Genomic DNA, 17,039 nt, shown 5'->3' with positions numbered 1-17,039 from the left:
CTACGCTCCGGCCACCCCGCGGGCGTGGACCGGCGCCCGCTCGTCGAGCACCCCTCGCCGCGCAGATTGCTCCTCAGGCGGGGCGGCCCTCATTCGCCGTCGACATGTCCTGGCCGCCGATGACACAGAGCAGTTCCAGCCGGGCGGCGCCCTCCGTGCCTGGCGGGGCGGTGAACCACAGTAGCCGCTGGTGGCCGTCCTCGCTCAACAGGCTGTGGCAGTCCACCTCGATCACGCCGAGCGCGGGATGCACGATCCGCTTGTGGTCCGCGCGGCGCACGGCCACGTCACCCGTGTCCCACAGCGCGGCGAACTCGTCGCTGGCGCGCCGCAGTCGGGCCACCAGCCGGGTGATCTCGGTGTCGTGGCCGCGCCGGGCGGCCACCGCCCGCAGGTCGGCGGCGAACACCGCGGAGTGGTGGGGGTGGTCCTCCAGTGGATAGATGGCGCGCGAGGCCGGTTCGGTGAACCAGCGGTAGAGGAACCCGGTCGTGGGCCCGCCCGTCGCCGAAACACCGTTCGCCGCATGGGCGCTGAACAGGGCCTTGGCCGGAGGGTTCTGCGCCAAGGTCTCGTGCAGCGCGGTGATGACCATGGCGGGCGTCGTGGTCAGCCGGTCGAGGAGGCTGAGCAGACCGGGTTCGACATGGGCCGCCGAGCCGTGCGCGGCCGGAGGGACGCGCCGGTCCGCCAGATGGAACAGGTGATCGCGCTCGTCCCTGCCCAGTCGCAGCGCACGGGCCAGCGCCGCCAGCGTCTGGTCGGAGGGCTGGGCACCGCGGCCCCGCTCCAACTCGGTGTAGTAGTCGGCGGACAGTCCGGCCAGCTGCGCCACCTCCTCGCGGCGCAGACCGGGCACGCGTCGCCGGGGGCCTGCCGTCAGCCCGACGTCACGCGGACGGACGCGGGCGCGCCGGGACTTGAGGAACGCGGCGAGTTCGAAGAGATCCACGCTCCCCATCCTGCCCTCGACGGTCCCGCTCACCCAGGGGATGGCAACCCCAGGGTGAGCGCAGCCCTGGTCAGCGGCGTGACCCCGGCCGAGGGTGGAGCCCGTAAGCGCTGATTCCCGAACCCGAGCCGAGAGAGCCCACCATGCCGTTCGCGAACTTCAAGGTCCCCGCCGGAACTCTCACCACCGAGCAGATGGAGCAGATCGTCACCACCGCCACCGAGCTGTACGTCGACATCTACGGCGAGCGGGCCCGCGCCACCACCCTGGTGCTCGTGGAGGAGGTCCCCGACGGAGGGTGGGGCATCGGCGGTGAAGTCCTGACCCTCGCCAGGCTTCAGCAGGCACCGGGCAGCTGACCCTCGTGGTCACACGGTGGCGAGCGACACCTCGGTCGACTTGAACAGGACGGTGACGGCCGAGCCCGCCGCCAGGCCGAGTTCGCCGACCGCGTCCTTGGTGATCGCGGCCGTCACCTCGCCGCCGTCGACCGAGACCCGCACCGAGGCCATGGCGGCACCCGCCGCGACCTCGCGCACCGTGCCGGGCAGCCGGTTGCGGATGGACAATCCCTCGACCGGGCCGGTGGCCAGCGAGACCTCCGTGGCCTTGACCAGGGCGTGCACGGCGGAACCCTCCACCAGGGCCAGGTCCCTCACGGCGTCCAGGGTGATGGCGGCGGTGACGTCCTGGCCACCGTCGAGGCGGATCCTGACCGCCGCCATGGCCTCGCCCGGGGTGACGGAGGTGACGGTGCCGGGGATCTGGTTGCGGATGCTCAGGCTCATGGTCGTACGCCTCGCAAGGTGTGAGGGGTTTGCCCCCTTTGGGGGTGCCGTGGGCTCACCGTAGGGCCGACCAGGTGCTCGATCACACGCGGTCGATGTGCACGTTCGTCGACTTCACCCGGGCGGTGGCCTCCATGCCCACCTCCAGCCCCAACTCCTCCACGGCCTCCCGCGTCAGCAACGACACCAGCCGGTGCGGCCCCGCCTGGATCTCCACCTGGGCCGCCACATCGCCCAGCTTGATCGCGGTGACGATGCCGGGGAACGCGTTGCGCACCGACGTGTGCGACACGTCCTCCTCCCCGCCCCCGACCTTCGCGAGTTCCACGGAGAAGGCGGCCAGATCCTTCCCGTCGATGAGCCGCCTGCCGCCCTCGTCGCGATGGGTGACCACTCGCCCCGCGTCCGCCCACCGCCGCGCGGTGTCCGGACTCACGCCGAGCAGCCGTGCGGCCTGGCCGATCGTGTATGCCTGCATGCAGGCCAAGATAGGTCAGGGGCGGGGGTGGGGAGTGCAGGAGGGGACCTGTACAGCGGTCCGCCCGCCGCATTACGGTGCGGCTGGAATCGGGCCCGTCGGCGCGCTGGTGGCTGGGTAGCGCGTCTCCTCGACATGCCCGATGGAGACCTCGGTGTCCTACCGTTCCCTGCTGCGCGCGGCAGGCGTCGGCTTCTTCCCTCTGGGATTCCTGGCCCGACTGCCGTACGCGTCCTCAGCCCTGTCCACACTCATCCTGCTCCAGGCATCGACCCACAGCTACGCCTTCGCCGGCCTCGCCGCCGCCGCGCAGAGCATCGCCATCGCGATCGGCGGCCCCGTCATCGGCACCCTCGCCGACCGGCACGGGCACCGGACCGTCGCCGCACTCGCCGCGATCGCCAACCTCGCCGCCTGGGCGGCCCTGCTCGCCGCGAGCCACGGCACCAGGGCGACCATCCTGGCCGCGGCGACCCTCGTGGGACTCACCCAGCCCCAGGTCGGCCCCCTGGTACGGGTGCACTGGTCACGACTTCTGCGCGAGCGCGGTGAACAGCGGCTGCTGCCCACGGCGCTGGCGTACGAGGCGTCCGCCGACGAGGCCGGCTTCGTCGCCGGACCGGCGGTCGTCGGACTCCTCGCAGCCGTCGCCCCCTTCGCGCCCGCCGCGCTGACCATGGTCCTGATCGCGGCCGCCACCCTGCCCTTCACGCTGCTCCACTCCCACCGGAACATCCCCCGGCCGCACTTGACGGATCGCCCCGGGCCGCGTCTGCCGCGACGTCCGCTGGCCGTCATGTTTCTGGCGATGGCAGCCATGGGCGCCGTCTTCGGCGCGGTCCAGACGGCCGTCACCCTGTACGCCGACACCCTGGGGAAGCCCGGAGCGTCGGGGCTCCTCTACGCCGCGTTCGGCATCGGAAGCGCCCTGACCGGGGCGCCTGCGCCTGGTTGCCGGCACGGTTCTCGCCGCGCGACCGCTATGTCACGTTCGCCGCGGTGCTGTTCGCGGGCGTGCTGGTGCTCTTCGCCGGTGCCCGCCTGGTGTCGATGCCCGTCGCCGTCGCCGTGGCGGGCTGCGCCGTCGCGCCTTACATGATCAGCCTGTACGCCCTGACCGAACGGCTCACCCCGCCCGAACGCGCCGCCGTGGCCATGACGGTCCTGTGCGCCGGTGGCCCCCTCGGCACGGCCGCGGGTCAGGCCGCCGCCGGCGTCCTCGTGCAGACCCACGGCCTCGACGGCCCGCTGCTCGTGGCCCTGGCCGTCGCCGCCGCCGCGCTCCTGCTCGCGCTCTCGGCCGTGACGGCGGACCGAGGGCGGGGCGTGTGGATCGTCGACGCCGCCCGGCCGGGCGCAGCGCGCACCCCGCTTCGCTAACCGTGCAACTCGCGGTACGCCACAACCGCCCCGGGGTGTAGCGGCACCACTCCCGTCGAGATCAGACTGCGGGCGTCCAGGAACTGGGTGCCCAGGGCCGTCGTCGGGACGAGGCGGGTGGCGTGGCGGACGAGTACGTCGGTGAGGGCGGCGGCGACGGGGGACGGCAGGTCGGGGCGGCACAGGAGGAGGTTGGCCACGCCGATGGTGGTGACCTCGGGGGTTCCGCGGTACGCCCCGGCCGGCACCGTCACCGCCTCCAGGCCCGATCCGGAGCGCCGCGTACCGGCACGCAGCCGGGGGAGGAGGTCGGCCAGCGGCAGGAGGCGTACGGGACGCCGGGTGTCCAGGGCGGAGAGCGCGGGCATGGGGATGCCGCCTGACACCAGCAGGGCGTCGATCGCGCCCTCGCGCATCGCGCGTGCCGCCTGCGGCAGCAGCAGGTGCCGGACCCGGACGTCGGCGCCCGGGGTCAGGCCCGCCGCCCGCAGCAGGCGTTCACCGAGGACGGCGCCGCCGGAGGCCGGCGCGCCCAGCGAGACGGTGCGCCCCGCCAGATCGGCGACGGTACGGATCGGTGCGTCGGCGCGTACCGCAAGCTGGAGGTAGTTCTCGTAGATCCGGCCGATTGCCCGCAACGGGACCCGGTCGCCGAAGGGTGCCGAACCGCCGTACGCGGCCCAGGCGATGTCCGCCAGCGCCAGCGCCACCTCGGCCCGCCGCGCCTGCAGCATCCGTATGTTGGCCACACTGGCCTCGCTGTTGACCACCTGGCAGGAGAGCCGGGGGTAGGCCAGCCGCACCTGGTCGGCGAGGAGCTTGCCGAAGGCGGCGTAGAAGTTGCCCGGCTCGCCGGTCGCGATGCGCAGCCTGCCCTGCGGGCCACGGTCCGTGTGCCGGGCATCGGCCGTCCCGGCGGCCGCGAGCAGCCCGGTGCACGCGACGGTGAGGGCTGCGCGCAGGGCGGTACGGCGGGAAGGGGTTGGGCCGGTCATGGTGTACGGCCCTTCTCCGTGGGTGGCTGGGGTTTGGTGTCGGCGTGTTCGGCCTCGGCCCGCAGACCCGTGCGCGTGGGTGCCCGGTCCTCGGCCCGCACCCCTTTCACCGCCGCACCCCCGTCCCCAGCACCCGGAAGCACAACCCTGACCCGCAACCCCCGCGGCCCCGCCGGCCCGAACTCGATCCGGCCACCCCGCCCGCCCACCAACCGCTCCGCGATCGCCAGACCCAGACCGCTGCCCCGCACATCGCGGTGACGTTCCGAGCGCCAGAAGCGGGTGCCCGCCTGGTCGAGCTCGCCGGCGGCCAGGCCCGGGCCGTCGTCGCGGACCTCCAGTACCGCGTCCGGACCCTCCGAGAAGCAGCGCGTCTCCACGCGGGCACCGTTCCCGGCGTACTTGATCGCGTTGTCGAGCAGGATGTCGGCGACCTGGGCCAGTTCGCCCTCCGTGCAGCCCATCAGGACGGTCGGGCCGGGCAGGCAGTGCAGCCGGACACGGGACTCCTCGGCCACCGGATGCCACAGCTGCACCTGGGCGGCGGCGACGGCCGACGCGTCGCAGCAGGCCGCCGGCGTGTCCGTCACGGCCAGCTCACCGGCGCGATGCTCGGCGTTGGCGAGGGCGAGGAGGTCGTCGAGGAGGTGCTCCATGCGTTCCAGTTCGGCGGTGACGCCTGTGTAGGTGCGTGTCGCGGAGTCGGGGAGGCGGAGCTGGAGGGAGTCGATGCGCAGCCGTAGCGCGGCGAGGGGGTTGCGCAGTTGGTGCGAGGTGTCGGCCACCAGCCGACGCTGCTGCTCCAGCGCGACCGTCACCGTGTCGGCCATACGGTTGAAGCCGGTGGCCAGTTGCCGCAGCTCGGGCGGACCGCCGGCCCGTGCGTGCTCCGCGGGCAGCCCGGCCGCGAGCGCCCCGACCGCCCGGTCCAGATGGTGCAGCGGACGTACGACCCACCGTGTGGCGGCGCGGGCCAGCAACACACAGGCCACCGCGAACAGCCCCGCCCCGGCTAGGACCAGCGCCCAGCGCAGTGCGATGTCGTCGGCGGCGCTCCGTACCGAGGCCCGCAGCACCACGGCACCGGACACCCGGGTGCCGGTGCCCACCGGGCGGGCGAACAGCCTGTCGCCCCGGGACCAGGGGCGCAGCGTCCCGCCGGGCGAGAGCCGCTGATTGCGCAGTGCCGCGTCGACCAGGCGGGCCACCACCGGATCCGCGGCGCGCAGGCCGCCGGTCTGCGCCACCGGGGCACGGCGGGCGTCGACCACCACCACCGCCTCCCCGTACAGCTCGGCGTACCGGGTCACCTCGTCGGTCAGCGCCCCGGCGTCGCCGCTCTGGGCGGCCTGCTCGGCCAGTGCCGCGAAGCGGTCGAGGTCACCGGTGCGGGCCGCCACCAGCTGCTCGGTGCGCTGTGTGGCGGTGACACCGAGCAGCGGCACGGCGAACCCGGCCACCGCGAGCACGGCGAAGGCCAGGACGACGGTCAGTACCCGCGTACGCATGGGCCGGGTTCAGTCGCCGAACCGGTAGCCGAAGCCGCGGATCGTGGTCAGCGCCCCGGGCCGGCCGAGCTTGGCCCGCAGCTGGGTCAGATGTACGTCGAGCGAGCGGGACACCGCCAGATACGCGTCGCCCCACACCTCGTCCATCAGCTGCTGCCGGCTCACCGCCGTGCCCGCCCGGGCCGCCAGCGCGGCCAGCACCGCGAACTCCTTGGTGGTCAGCCGCACCTCGACGCCGCCCACGGCCACCCGGCGGGCGTCGAGATCGACCTCGACATCCCCGGCGACGACCGTACGCGACGCCGGAGCGGCCGGTGTCGTGGCGCGGCGCGTGACGGCCTCGATACGGGCCAGCAGCTCGGCCAGCCGTACCGGCTTGACGAGATAGTCGTCGGCGCCGAGCCGCAGCCCGCGCACCACCGACCGCTCGTCGCCCCGCGCGGTGAGCACCACCACCGGAAGACCACTCACCGCACGCAGCTTGCGCAGCACCTCCAGCCCGTCGAGGTCGGGCAGGCCGAGGTCGAGGAGGAGCAGGTCTGCCTGGCGGTGCCGGGCGAGGACATCCCCGCCCCGCCGTACCCGGGTCGGCAGATGACCGTGCTCGTACAGAACCTCGGTCAGCGCACCCGCCACCCCGTCATCGTCCTCGGCCAGCAGCACGCGCACGCCCGCCCCCCTCCTCTACTTCGCCTCGCTCTCCAGCGGCGATCCGTCCGACGTCTCGCGCATCCGAATGTAGACGAGCAGCGAGACCAGGACACAGGCGGTGACGTAGTAGAAGTACCAGCTCTCGTGCCCGGCGTTCTTGAACCACAGGGCGACGTATTCCGCGGTCCCGCCGAACACGGCCACCGTCAGCGCGTACGGCAGGCCGACGCCCAGCGCCCGGATCGACGTCGGGAACAGCTCGGCCTTCACCACCGCGCTGATCGAGGTGTACAGCGAACTGACCGCCAGCGGACCCACCATGAGCAGGAACGCGTACACGGGATCACTCGTGCGGGACAGCAGCGTCAGGGACGGCACCACGACCACGGCACCCAGCACCCCGAACCCGATCAGCATCGGACGCCGGCCCACCCGGTCGGACAGCAGCCCCATGACCGGCTGGAGCAGCACGAACACCAGCAGCGCGAAGAAGTTGATCCAGGCCGCCGTCGGCTTGGCGATGCCGCTGGTGTTGACCATGAACTTCTGCAGGTAGGTCGTGTACGTGTAGAAGAACAGCGTGCCGCCCATGGTCAGGCCGACGACGATCAGGCACTGCCGGGGGTACGACAGGAGCATACGCAGGCTGCCGCGAGCAGGACCGGAGCCCTTCTCGCCCTCGGCGGCCGCCCGCTCGAAGCTCTCCGACTCGTCCATGCCGCGGCGCAGCCACAGCACCACGATCGCCCCGGCCGCACCGACGACGAACGCGATCCGCCAGCCCCACGCCTCCATCTGCGTGCCGCTGAGCACCTGCTGCAGAATGATCTGCAGTCCGAGCGCCGTCAGCTGACCGGCGATGAGGGTGACGTACTGGAAGCTGGAGTAGTAGCCGCGCCGGCCGGGCGAGGCCACCTCGGACATGTAGGTGGCCGATGTCGAGTACTCCCCGCCCACCGACAGCCCTTGCAGCAGCCGCGCGGTCACCAGCAGCACCGGCGCGACGACACCGATCGCCCCGTACGACGGCGTCAGCGCCACGATCAGCGAACCGGCCGCCATCAGCGTCACCGACAGCGTCAGCGCCGCGCGCCGGCCCCGGCGGTCGGCGTACCGCCCCAGCAGCCAGCCGCCGATCGGACGCATCAGGAACCCGACCGCGAACACGGCGGCGGTGTTCAGTAGTTGGGCGGTCTGGTCGCCGGACGGAAAGAACGCGGCGGCGAAGTACACGCTGAACGCGGTGTACGCGTACCAGTCGTACCACTCGATCAGATTGCCGATCGAGCCGCGCACGATGTTGCTGACGACTCTGCGCTCACCGCGACGCGCGTCCCGCGCGTCCGGCGTCGTGGTCTGTGTGGCCATCGAGAACTCCCTTGTCAGCGGCCCGGAGGCACACAGAGTCGACGGCACGCCGGGGCCGTTCAACATCGCGAACGAAGTCCTAACAGTCCCTTAGGGCGAACACGATGCGCGGAGCTCTGAAGGAACCTCGGGTGCCACATGTTTGAGATCGCTCCTCGGGGAAGGCGAACGCGCATGGTGGTCACGGCAGTTGGGGGCGGACGATGATCAGATCCTGGGCAGTGCCCACCACAGGTCTCTCTCCCGTGTACGACGAGACAGGTGCCGCGTCCGCGCGTTTCCTGCGGTGGCTGGCCGACGAGACCGGCGGTATCGCCGGGAGCCGCGTGCCCAGCGCCGCATACGCACCCCATGAGCGGTGCAGCCTGGAGTTGGTCGAGGGTGTCGTGGAACGCCTGGCCGCACTCGGCTGGATCGCCGTGCACAACGACTCCGGTGCCATCCCGCCGCTGGTCAGCCCGACCGACCCCGGGCTCGCGGAGGTGCGGGCCTGGGACGAGGCGTACGACGATCGGGAAGCCCGCCGCCGGTATGCCAAGGCGGCCCTGTTCGTCTGGGCCGACCGGACGGAGCAGCAGCAGAGCGGCGAGCCGAACGCCGAGGACTTCCTCTGGGCGCGCGAGGCTTTCTACTGCGGTCGACAGCTTGCCTTGGAGGACCTCGAGTACGCCAAGGACCACCTGAACCTGCCCACCCCGTTGCACATCAGCGTCGCCCAGGACGGAGCCGGACTGGTGCTGTCCTTCGAGCAGGTGGCGCGGCTTGTGCAGGCGTCCCGCCCCGACCTGCCGGAGGGGGACGACGAGGTGCGGCGGGTGCGTGATCTCGCCGCGGCGCTGACCGATGCCTCACGCAACGGTGCCGGGCCGGACGAGAGCGCGCTGCGGCAGTTCCTGCAGCGCAGCGGCGAGCTGGCGCAGGCCGGGTCCAGGGCGAGCCGGGACATGGGGACCGGCGTCGTCACGGACATCATCAGCTCGATGCTGGGACTGGGGTGAGCGCGGCCGTGAACTCCGCGCCCCGGCCGGAGGACCAGATACCGGAGGCGTACGCGCGCCAGCCCCTGCTGCGGCAGCTGGTGCCCCGCCTGGTCGGCCTCGAACGCGACCGGCACCGCCGACGGCGGCACCACGAGTTCGCCGAGGATCTGCCGGTGGTGCTGCTCAGCGGGCGGCATGGCACCGGCAAGAGCGCCCTGCTGGGCGACCTCCAGCAGGCCTACGCGCCCGACGGGGGCTCCTGGCCGGGGCCGCGCGTGCCGTTCGCGCGGATCAACTGCGCGGCCGTCCAGGAGCGGGCCAGGGTGGGGCCGGAGATCTCCAACAACTCCTACACGGTGGAGGTCCTGGCCGAACTCGTCGCCCAGCTCTCCCGACCCGTCGCGGGGTTCGGGAGGCTTCGCTTTCCCCGGACCACCGCCGGGCTGCTCGCCGTGGTGTCCGCCCGGCGGCCCGGCAACGACGACGAACTGCGGGTGGCCGACCGGCACGCGGCCGCCCTGATGGGATCCCCGCCGGGCGAGGACCCGGCGCCCACCTGGGACACGCTCTTCCGCCCGGCGCTGCCCGCTCCCGGGGACGGTGCCACAGCCGACCCCGCGGCGCTCCCCGAGGCGGCCGTGCGTACCTATCTGGGCAGACAGCGCCGATGGCGCTCGCGCCGACTCGCCTCCCGCCATCTGATCGGCTGGTACGAGAGCTACCGCAGCGAGGTCGACAACCGGCTGCGCGGCATGCCGCCGGGCGCGGCCGCCCACCCGCGGCCCGTACCGGCGGCGGAGCGCGCGCAGGCCGTGGCCCGGCTCTGCCGGGAGTTCCACCAGGGCCGCGGCTTCCGGCGTGGCGTCGAACGCATGCTGATGGCCGCCTTCCTCGCCGATGTGCGCTACGGCCTCCTCAGACGGGCGAACCGAGCCCCGCGTCCACTCGTCCTCCTCGACAACGTGCACACCGACCCCGGCGGCGACTTCCTCGAACTGCTCCTGGAACAACGGGCGCGGCAGGGCCGCGGCGACCGTGACCTGCTCGTCGTGATCGCCACCGAACTGCGCGGCGACAGCAGCACGCTCACCCGGGACGACGTCGCCGACGAGGAGAGCGACCCCTACCCGGAGGCCACCTACCGGTCGCTGCACGACGTCGGCACCCACTCGGGCTGGACCCGCGGGAGCACCGCACCCTCGGCGGGCGTGCTGGTCCTGCCGCTCCCGCCGCTGGACACGGAGCACCTGGAGAGGATGCTGAAGCGGGACGACCGGGCCTCCTTCGACCCGTACATCGCCACCGCTGTACACGATCTCACCCGCGGTCACCCCATGGGAGCCCGTCGGCTGTGCGATGCCGTGGTGCACAAGGCGCGCACCGAGGAATGGGTGGCGGCCGAGGAACTCCTCGATCTGACCCACCCCGGCGGCGCCGGCGAATCCGTCATCTGGCGCCTGCTCAACACCCTGGTCGGCAGCGAGAACCACGACGAGCTGTGCCTGTTCTCGCTGGCCTGGGACCGGGAGGCGGCCGAGCAACTCGCCGAGCGGTGGGTGCCGCGCCGGATCGACGGCCTGGCCGCGGCCGACGGCGCCGCCGCCCAGCTGGAACGGGAGCGCTGGTCGCGGGGCCCCGGCAGCCGGCCGTTCATCACGGATCGCTTTCTGCGCGCCCTGCTCGTGCATCAGATGCGCAGCGGGCGCGGCGGCAGCGGGGTGGACTGGTCCAGCGCGCACGCCCTGCTCGCCGAGCACCACCGGCAGCGGGCCGAGGGCCGCTCGGGCCAGGCCGGGCGAGCCGAGCGGTCCCGCTTCCTGTGGCACCGGCTCGCCGCGGGAGAGGCACAGGAAGTCGTCGACTGGCTGCACACGGAGTTCCTCAGGGACGACGGCGACGCGGTCGACTGGCTGCACATCCTGCGCACCGTGGCCCATGCGCCACGCCCGCCTGGCGATGCCTGGTTCGAGCACTGCCAGGAGGTCGGCAAGGGCCGACGGGACCGGCAGCAGCTCCAGGCGGACCCGGGAGTGGGCCTGGAGAAGCAGGCCGTCAACCGGCTCCTGCACGCCTTGTGGTACGCGGCGGACGAACTGGCCGAGGCGGACCGGACCCTCGCCGACCGGATCGGCCAGGACCTGTCGTTCCTCTCCGCCCAGCATCTGACCGGCCGGGCGGTCCTGGCCCAGGCCTCCATCCGCTGGCCACGCGCCGTGCGGGACGGCGAGGACTGGCCCCTGGAACGCAGCTGGCAGGGGGACCAGCCGGGAACGGGAGGGAGGCGATGAACCGGATGGACCGCCGGAACTGGGTCTGGCTGCCGAGCCGACTGCGCTTCAGGGTGCTCGGCCTGGTCGATGTGGTGGCCCTGTGGTTCGTGGTCGCCGCGCTGCTGGGGACCGGTACCTGGTGGGGGCTGGACACCTACTGGAAGCACCGCGACTACTGCACCGCGGATCTGCAGCTGCGGCGTATCGACGACGAGTGCGTGGGGGTCACGGCCGCGCCGTATGACTTCGCGCCGAACCTCACGGACGTGCTCGGCAGGATCGCGCGTGAGAACGAGTGGGCGCGCAAGGAGGCACGCGACTCGGGCAAGCAGATGGTGAGCGTCGCCGCCGTCATGCCGTACACCTCCGGTACGGGCGCGGCCATGTCGGAAGCGCTGATCCGGCACTCCCTCCAAGGCGCCTACATCGCCCAGCACCGCCACAACCAGGGCCTCGCCCGCCACGACACCACCATCCAGCTCCTCTTCGCCAACGTCGGCAGGAATCTGGACCACTGGCAGACCGTGGCCGACCAACTGAAGGACCGCGTCAACAGCGAGGCCCCCGTCGTCGCGGCCATCGGCTTTCCCAACAGCGACACCAGGACCCTCGCATCGGTGAAGGAGCTGGCGAAGCTACGGATCCCGGCCGTCAGCGCAGTGCTCAGCTCACGTGAGATGGAGGACGACTACCTCTTCAAGGTCTCGCCCTCCACCGACCAACTCGTCGGCGCCCTCAAGCAGTACGTGTCCGCGAACGAGCTGAACCGCGAGGACACGTTCCTGATCGCCGACGAACGGCACGACAACTACGTGGAGAACCTGAGCCAGGTCTTCGGCCGGGAGTTCGGCGAGGAGTACGGCATCAGCCCGGACATCGTGCACCCGCGGATCGGGAAGTACCAAGGCAGCAAGGGACCGAACCGGGGGCAGCCGCTGGACTTCGACGCGGCAGTGAGCGCGATGTGCGGGGTCAAGGCCAAGACGGTCTTCCTGGCGGGCCGCGACGCCGACCTGCCGCCCTTCCTGGACAGCATCGACCACACCGCGTCCTGTGACCAGGGCACCGCCGACCAGCCGTTGCGCATCCTGCGCGTCAGTACGGGCCGTGACCCGGAGACCGAGAGCGGCACGATGGGCCGTATCGCCGGCAGCAGACACATCGAGATCGTGACCGCGGCCGCCGTGGACGCACCCCGCTGGCGTGCCGACCGCGGCAGCGATCAGCAGGTGCCCCGGTACTTCGGGCGCTTCGCCGAGTCCTACGACCGGGACTTCGACGAGGAGCGGACCGGCCTCAACGACGGCTACGCCACGATGTACCACGACGCCCTGACCGCTGTGAGCACCGCCGTGATCGCGGCCCGGAGCCACCAGAAGACCGTCTCGGTGAGCCACGACGATGTCTACAACGCGCTGCGCCGCTTCAACCTCGACGCGGGCTGTTCCGCGGGATGCGTACAGGGCGCGAGCGGCGTGTTCACCTTCGCGGACGAGCAGCAGATGGCGGAAGGCGGCACCAGGGGCGAGGCGGTGACCGGGCAGTGGCCGGTGTGCAAACCGGTCCCCGTGGTGACCTTCCCGCAGAAGTCGCCCAGCAAGTCGCTGCTCTACCGCACGTATCAGAAGCAGGGGGAGAGCATCTGTCCTCCGCCATGACCGGACTTCAGGTCGGTGTCGCACACGCGGTTCGCGTCCCGTAAATCAGTTCGCGGAGTAGCCGTAGCAGCGCTTGGGCATCTCTGCCTCATCGCACCACGACACGCGAGGGACGGCTTCGGCGAATGTCCGGTGGATTCTTGCATGTGCCGGCCTGGCTGCAGGCCGTGGTATTGGCCGGGGGATTCATAGCTTTCGGACTCTGCGGAATGCTCATGCGCCCCGTTGTGCGCCGGCGCTTCGAGGGAGACACCGAGCACGACGACCGGGTCACCTTTCTCGTCGAGGTCGTGGGCGTGTTCTACGCCCTGTTGGTGGGCCTGGTCGCCGTCGGCGCGTACGACCACTACGTGGAGGTGAAACGGCTCGTCAATCAGGAGGCCTCGCAGCTCACCACCGTCTATCGCGCCGCCCAGTCGTTTCCCAACAGCCGTCGATGCCGAATCCAGTCGCAGGTACGCAATTACGCGGAGAACGTGATCGACGACGTGTGGCCGAAGCAGAAGCAGGGCGATATCGAGGAGGACCGGGGCAGGCTCGACGCCGTCTTCGAGTCGCTGATGTTCTACAAACCGCAGAACGCACAGGAATCGAATGCCCAGGCCGTGACCCTCGAAGCCTTCAACGACTACAACAACCTTCGCCGCGAACGGCAGGGCGAGGTGGAGATCGGACTGCTGCCGGTTCTCTACACGGTCCTCTTTCTCGGCGCGGCCGTCACCATCGCCGCGACATGGGGACTGGTCGGCGTCAGACTCGTCGACCACATGGCCATCACCGGCTTCCTGTCGCTCTTCATCGGCGTGTTCCTGTCGCTCATAGTCGCGCTGGACTATCCCCTCCAGGACAGCAACTCGATTCCTCCGAAGCCGTGGCAGGTGGCACTCACCAAGGGCATGGGGGTTCCCGGCGAGGGTCAGGAGCAGGTGTCCACCTATTTCGGGGAGTCGACGGCGGACCGGGTCCCGGGCTGTCTGCTGAACGTCTCCGACTACGTGTCGTTCGCGAGCTCGGAGAAACTCCCGGAGTGAGCGAACCCCCGCACACGCGCCGCGGGCGGCTGACCCGTCTTGTCCTGGCGGCAGCCCTGCTCGCCTCACTCGCCCTGGGCCCGGCGGCCTGCGCCGACAACTCGGCCGACCCCGTGACGGTCACTGTCGCGGCCGTCGACTTCATGCACGGCATCGAGGCCCTCGTCGACGACTTCGAGAAGGACCACCCGCACATCAAGGTCAATCTGGTGTTCCTGCCCGAGAACTCACTCAGGGCCCGCGTGCCCAAGGACATCGCCTCCGAGGCCAGCCACTACGACATCGTCGCCATCGGCCCCTACGAGGCACCGATCTGGGCATCACGGGGCTGGCTGACCCGCCTCGACCCCTACGCGGCCCGGGGCGACTACGACCGACAGGACTTCATCCCGACGGTGCGCGAGTCGCTGTCGTACAACGGCGGCCAGTACGCGATGCCGTACTACGCCGAGTCGTCCTTCCTGATGTACCGCGAGGACCTGTTCGCGCAGGCCGGCCTCACCATGCCCGAGCACCCGACCTGGCAGCAGATCGCCCGGCTGGCGGCCCGGCTCCACGACCCCGGCCACGACGTCGCCGGGATCTGCCTGCGCGGCGGAGCGGGCTGGGGAAACCTCCTGATGCCGCTCAACATGGTGATCCTGACCTTCGGCGGCCGCTGGTACGACGAGAACTGGAACCCCCGCCTCACCTCGCCCGAGACCAGACGGGCGGTGCGGTTCTACGTCGACCTGGTCCGCCGCTACGGCCAGCCCCGGGCCTCCGAAGCCGTTCCCGCCGACTGCCTGCGCACGATGAGCCAGGGCAGGGCGGCCATGTGGTACGACAGCACAGCCCTGGCCGGCCGACTCGAGGACACACAGCACAGCAGGGTCGCCGGCAGGATCGGCTACGCCCCCGCGCCGGTGCGGCGAACAGACAGCGCCGGGTGGCTATGGGCGTGGTCGCTCGCCATCCCCGTCACCGCCAAGGACCGCGACGCCGCATGGGAGTTCGTCTCCTGGGCGACCTCCAAGGACTACCTCCGGCTCTACGGCGAACGGCTCGGCTGGGTCCGCGTGCCGCCAGGCAGCCGCCTGTCCACCTACGAACTGCCCGAGTACCGCAAAGCCGGCCACGCCTTCGTCGCCCCGACACTGGACGCACTCGCGGCGGTGAACCCCAGACGCCCCGGCACCCACCCCCAGCCGTGGACCGGCGTCTCGTACGTGGGCATCCCCGAATACGCGGCCCTGGGAAACCGCGTCTCCGCCGAGATCTCCGCAGCGATCGCCGGCCGACAGTCGGTGGACGAGGCACTGGCCAAGTCGCAGCTGTTCGCGAGGGATGTGGTGGAGGGTGCCGGGTATCGGGACTAGGCCTTCTGCTGGCCGGCGGCGGATGTGGATGATTCTCCGTATGGTGCAAACTTCCTCGACGAGGCATAGCGCCTGTTGTGCCCCTGGTCGTGACGTCCTGGCGCCGTATCGACGCCTGGTTGTCCCACTACGCGCCGAAGGCTTGGGGTTCTCGCTGCCTGCGGATCTCCGTGAGTCGCTGCGGTGCCACGACGGGGACGACTACCACTCAGAGCACCCCCACCAGCACGATGACCAGGGCAGGCACGGCGATGAAGACGGTGCCGAGGTAGACGGCGAGGACCCAGCGGTGCTCGGAGGCGATGCGGGCGAGGTTCTCGGCGCAGTACAGGGGCACGGGGCGCAGGAGCGGGATCACGTAGATCACGATGATCGCGAAGAGGTTGTAGATCAGATGGACGAAGGCTGCCTGAAGGCCGATCTTCGCGTCCGGTCCGACGCCCGCGAACGCCGCGAAGACCACCGTGAACGTCGTGCCGAGGTTGGAGCCGACGACGACGGGATACACCTGCGCCGGTTTCAGGATGCCCGTTCCGGCGAAGGGGACCAGCACGGACGTGGTGATGGTGGAGGACTGGGTGACGACGGTTACCCCCATGCCTGACGCCATGGCGAGATAGGGATTGCGGCCGACGGCCTTGATCAGAATGTCGCGGGCCCTGCCGACCATGAGCAGTTTGAGCAGCTTTCCCAGGTAGCGGACGGCGACCAGGATCAGCGCGGCACCGATCACGATGGTGAACAGCGGACCGAGCGTGCTGCTGACGTGCGACGTCGCGTGGATCACGCCGTGTTCCACCGGCCTGGTGGCCGCCCGGATGAAGTTGAAGTGGGCCGGGTTCGGCAGCCAGTCCGTGCCGTACAGCGCATCGGTCAACGACCCGCTGATGTGTTCCAGCGGATGCCAGATCAGCTCGATCGGGAAGAAGATCAGCAGCGCGAGCCAGTTGTAGAAATCATGGACGGTCGAGGCGCCCAGCGCCCTGCGGAACTCCGTGCGGTTGCCGATGAAGGTCAGCGCCACCAGGCTCGTCGTCACGGTGGTGCCGACGTTCGCGCCCAGAATGATGGGGATCGCGCCCTCGATGGGCAACGCGCCCGACCCCACGGCGGTGACGGCGATGGCCGTCGTCGTGGTCGACGACTGGATCAGGACCGTACCGAGAACGCCGACGCTCAGCCCGACCCACGGGTGCGAGGCGAAGGCGAACATGGTGTGCGCCGCGTCGCTGCCCAGCCCCGCGAAGCCGCGACTGATGATGCTCACGGCACAGATCAACAGGTAGATCAGGCCGGCGACACCGCACCAGCCGAGGGCTTTGGCCCATGCGGGGAGCTCGATGGCTCCGGCGCCGTCACCCCTTTTGTGGCTGTCGTCCGGCCCGCTGTCGGATGTGGCTCCCGCCATGAACCAAGGCTACGAGCCGCTGACCAGGGGCGCGCGTGGCTGAGCGCCGTACGTGTGCAACGGACGGCCGGTGCCGTCGGCGACCGTGGCGCGGGCTGCGAAGGACGGGTGCCCGGGTGCCGGAGGAATCGTGAACGGGCGAACGCCGCGGGCGGCTTCTCCGTCACAGGGGTGTCGCGTCTGCCGGGCGGGACCGCCGCGGTGGACGGTCGGT

Annotated in this window: 16 protein-coding genes; 8 read left to right on the top strand and 8 right to left on the bottom strand. The window is 71.1% G+C overall.

Annotated elements, in window-relative coordinates; all coding sequences use genetic code 11:
• Window positions 1-73 precede the first annotated feature (73 nt).
• Window positions 74-952 carry a helix-turn-helix transcriptional regulator gene (locus tag IE325_RS43710; RefSeq protein ID WP_190075810.1) on the bottom strand — a complete coding sequence of 293 codons (879 nt, stop codon included), beginning with the start codon at window positions 950-952 and terminating at the stop codon, window positions 74-76.
• A gap of 143 nt (window positions 953-1,095) precedes the next feature.
• On the opposite strand from IE325_RS43710, the gene IE325_RS43705 reads away from it, so the two are divergent.
• A complete protein-coding gene (locus IE325_RS43705) occupies window positions 1,096-1,311 on the top strand; it encodes a tautomerase family protein (protein WP_190075779.1) in 216 nt (71 codons plus the stop codon).
• Window positions 1,312-1,320: 9 nt separating this feature from the next.
• Here IE325_RS43705 and IE325_RS43700 read toward each other — a convergent pair whose 3' ends face one another.
• Both IE325_RS43700 and IE325_RS43695 read right to left on the bottom strand, forming a co-directional pair.
• Complete coding sequence (locus IE325_RS43700; RefSeq protein WP_190075778.1) at window positions 1,321-1,740, bottom strand: TOBE domain-containing protein; 420 nt, start codon at window positions 1,738-1,740, stop codon at window positions 1,321-1,323.
• 82 nt (window positions 1,741-1,822) lie between these two features.
• On the bottom strand, window positions 1,823-2,218 hold the full coding sequence (locus IE325_RS43695; protein ID WP_190075777.1) for a TOBE domain-containing protein: 396 nt from the start codon (window positions 2,216-2,218) through the stop codon (window positions 1,823-1,825).
• 154 nt (window positions 2,219-2,372) lie between these two features.
• Between IE325_RS43695 and IE325_RS43690 the strand changes: the two genes are divergently transcribed.
• The gene (locus tag IE325_RS43690) at window positions 2,373-3,317 is read left to right on the top strand and encodes an MFS transporter (protein WP_229912501.1); all 945 of its coding nucleotides are present in this window, start codon (window positions 2,373-2,375) and stop codon (window positions 3,315-3,317) included.
• Window positions 3,269-3,598 carry a hypothetical protein gene (locus IE325_RS46525; RefSeq protein ID WP_229912498.1) on the top strand — a complete coding sequence of 110 codons (330 nt, stop codon included), beginning with the start codon at window positions 3,269-3,271 and terminating at the stop codon, window positions 3,596-3,598. The genes IE325_RS43690 and IE325_RS46525 overlap by 49 nt, the downstream gene beginning before the upstream one ends.
• Here the strand turns inward: IE325_RS46525 and IE325_RS43685 are convergent.
• From IE325_RS43685 to IE325_RS43670, 4 genes are read right to left on the bottom strand one after another with little or no spacing between them, the layout of a single operon-like run.
• Window positions 3,595-4,593: a TAXI family TRAP transporter solute-binding subunit gene (locus IE325_RS43685; protein WP_190075776.1), complete on the bottom strand. Its 999-nt coding sequence runs from the start codon at window positions 4,591-4,593 to the stop codon at window positions 3,595-3,597. The genes IE325_RS46525 and IE325_RS43685 overlap by 4 nt on opposite strands.
• Complete coding sequence (locus IE325_RS43680) at window positions 4,590-6,101, bottom strand: sensor histidine kinase (protein WP_190075775.1); 1,512 nt, start codon at window positions 6,099-6,101, stop codon at window positions 4,590-4,592. Before IE325_RS43680 ends, IE325_RS43685 begins: the two co-directional genes overlap by 4 nt.
• A 9-nt stretch (window positions 6,102-6,110) precedes the next feature.
• Window positions 6,111-6,770 (bottom strand): response regulator transcription factor, encoded by a 660-nt coding sequence (locus IE325_RS43675; protein WP_190075774.1) that lies wholly within the window; start codon window positions 6,768-6,770, stop codon window positions 6,111-6,113.
• A 15-nt stretch (window positions 6,771-6,785) separates the two neighbouring features.
• A complete protein-coding gene (locus IE325_RS43670; protein ID WP_190075773.1) occupies window positions 6,786-8,120 on the bottom strand; it encodes an MFS transporter in 1,335 nt (444 codons plus the stop codon).
• A gap of 245 nt (window positions 8,121-8,365) precedes the next feature.
• On the opposite strand from IE325_RS43670, the gene IE325_RS43665 reads away from it, so the two are divergent.
• The 5 genes from IE325_RS43665 (at window position 8,366) to IE325_RS43650 (ending at window position 15,417) form a co-directional block, all read left to right on the top strand.
• On the top strand, window positions 8,366-9,118 hold the full coding sequence (locus IE325_RS43665) for a hypothetical protein (protein ID WP_190075772.1): 753 nt from the start codon (window positions 8,366-8,368) through the stop codon (window positions 9,116-9,118).
• Window positions 9,119-9,126: 8 nt separating this feature from the next.
• Complete coding sequence (locus IE325_RS43660) at window positions 9,127-11,388, top strand: hypothetical protein (RefSeq protein ID WP_190075771.1); 2,262 nt, start codon at window positions 9,127-9,129, stop codon at window positions 11,386-11,388.
• On the top strand, window positions 11,385-13,028 hold the full coding sequence (locus IE325_RS43655) for an ABC transporter substrate-binding protein (RefSeq protein WP_190075770.1): 1,644 nt from the start codon (window positions 11,385-11,387) through the stop codon (window positions 13,026-13,028). The genes IE325_RS43660 and IE325_RS43655 overlap by 4 nt, the downstream gene beginning before the upstream one ends.
• Before the next feature lie 215 nt (window positions 13,029-13,243).
• Complete coding sequence (locus tag IE325_RS46520; protein WP_229912496.1) at window positions 13,244-14,059, top strand: bestrophin-like domain; 816 nt, start codon at window positions 13,244-13,246, stop codon at window positions 14,057-14,059.
• On the top strand, window positions 14,056-15,417 hold the full coding sequence (locus IE325_RS43650; RefSeq protein WP_229912494.1) for an ABC transporter substrate-binding protein: 1,362 nt from the start codon (window positions 14,056-14,058) through the stop codon (window positions 15,415-15,417). The genes IE325_RS46520 and IE325_RS43650 overlap by 4 nt, the downstream gene beginning before the upstream one ends.
• Window positions 15,418-15,625: 208 nt before the next feature.
• Here the strand turns inward: IE325_RS43650 and IE325_RS43645 are convergent, their stop codons facing one another.
• Window positions 15,626-16,825: a Na/Pi symporter gene (locus IE325_RS43645; protein WP_229912492.1), complete on the bottom strand. Its 1,200-nt coding sequence runs from the start codon at window positions 16,823-16,825 to the stop codon at window positions 15,626-15,628.
• Window positions 16,826-17,039: the final 214 nt, after the last annotated feature.

The sequence above is a fragment of the Streptomyces lanatus genome (genome assembly GCF_014655715.1).
GTDB classification, from domain to species: Bacteria; Actinomycetota; Actinomycetes; order Streptomycetales; family Streptomycetaceae; genus Streptomyces; species Streptomyces lanatus.
Note: the sequence above shows the minus strand (reverse complement) of the source record. Positions and strands in the feature narration are given on the sequence as shown.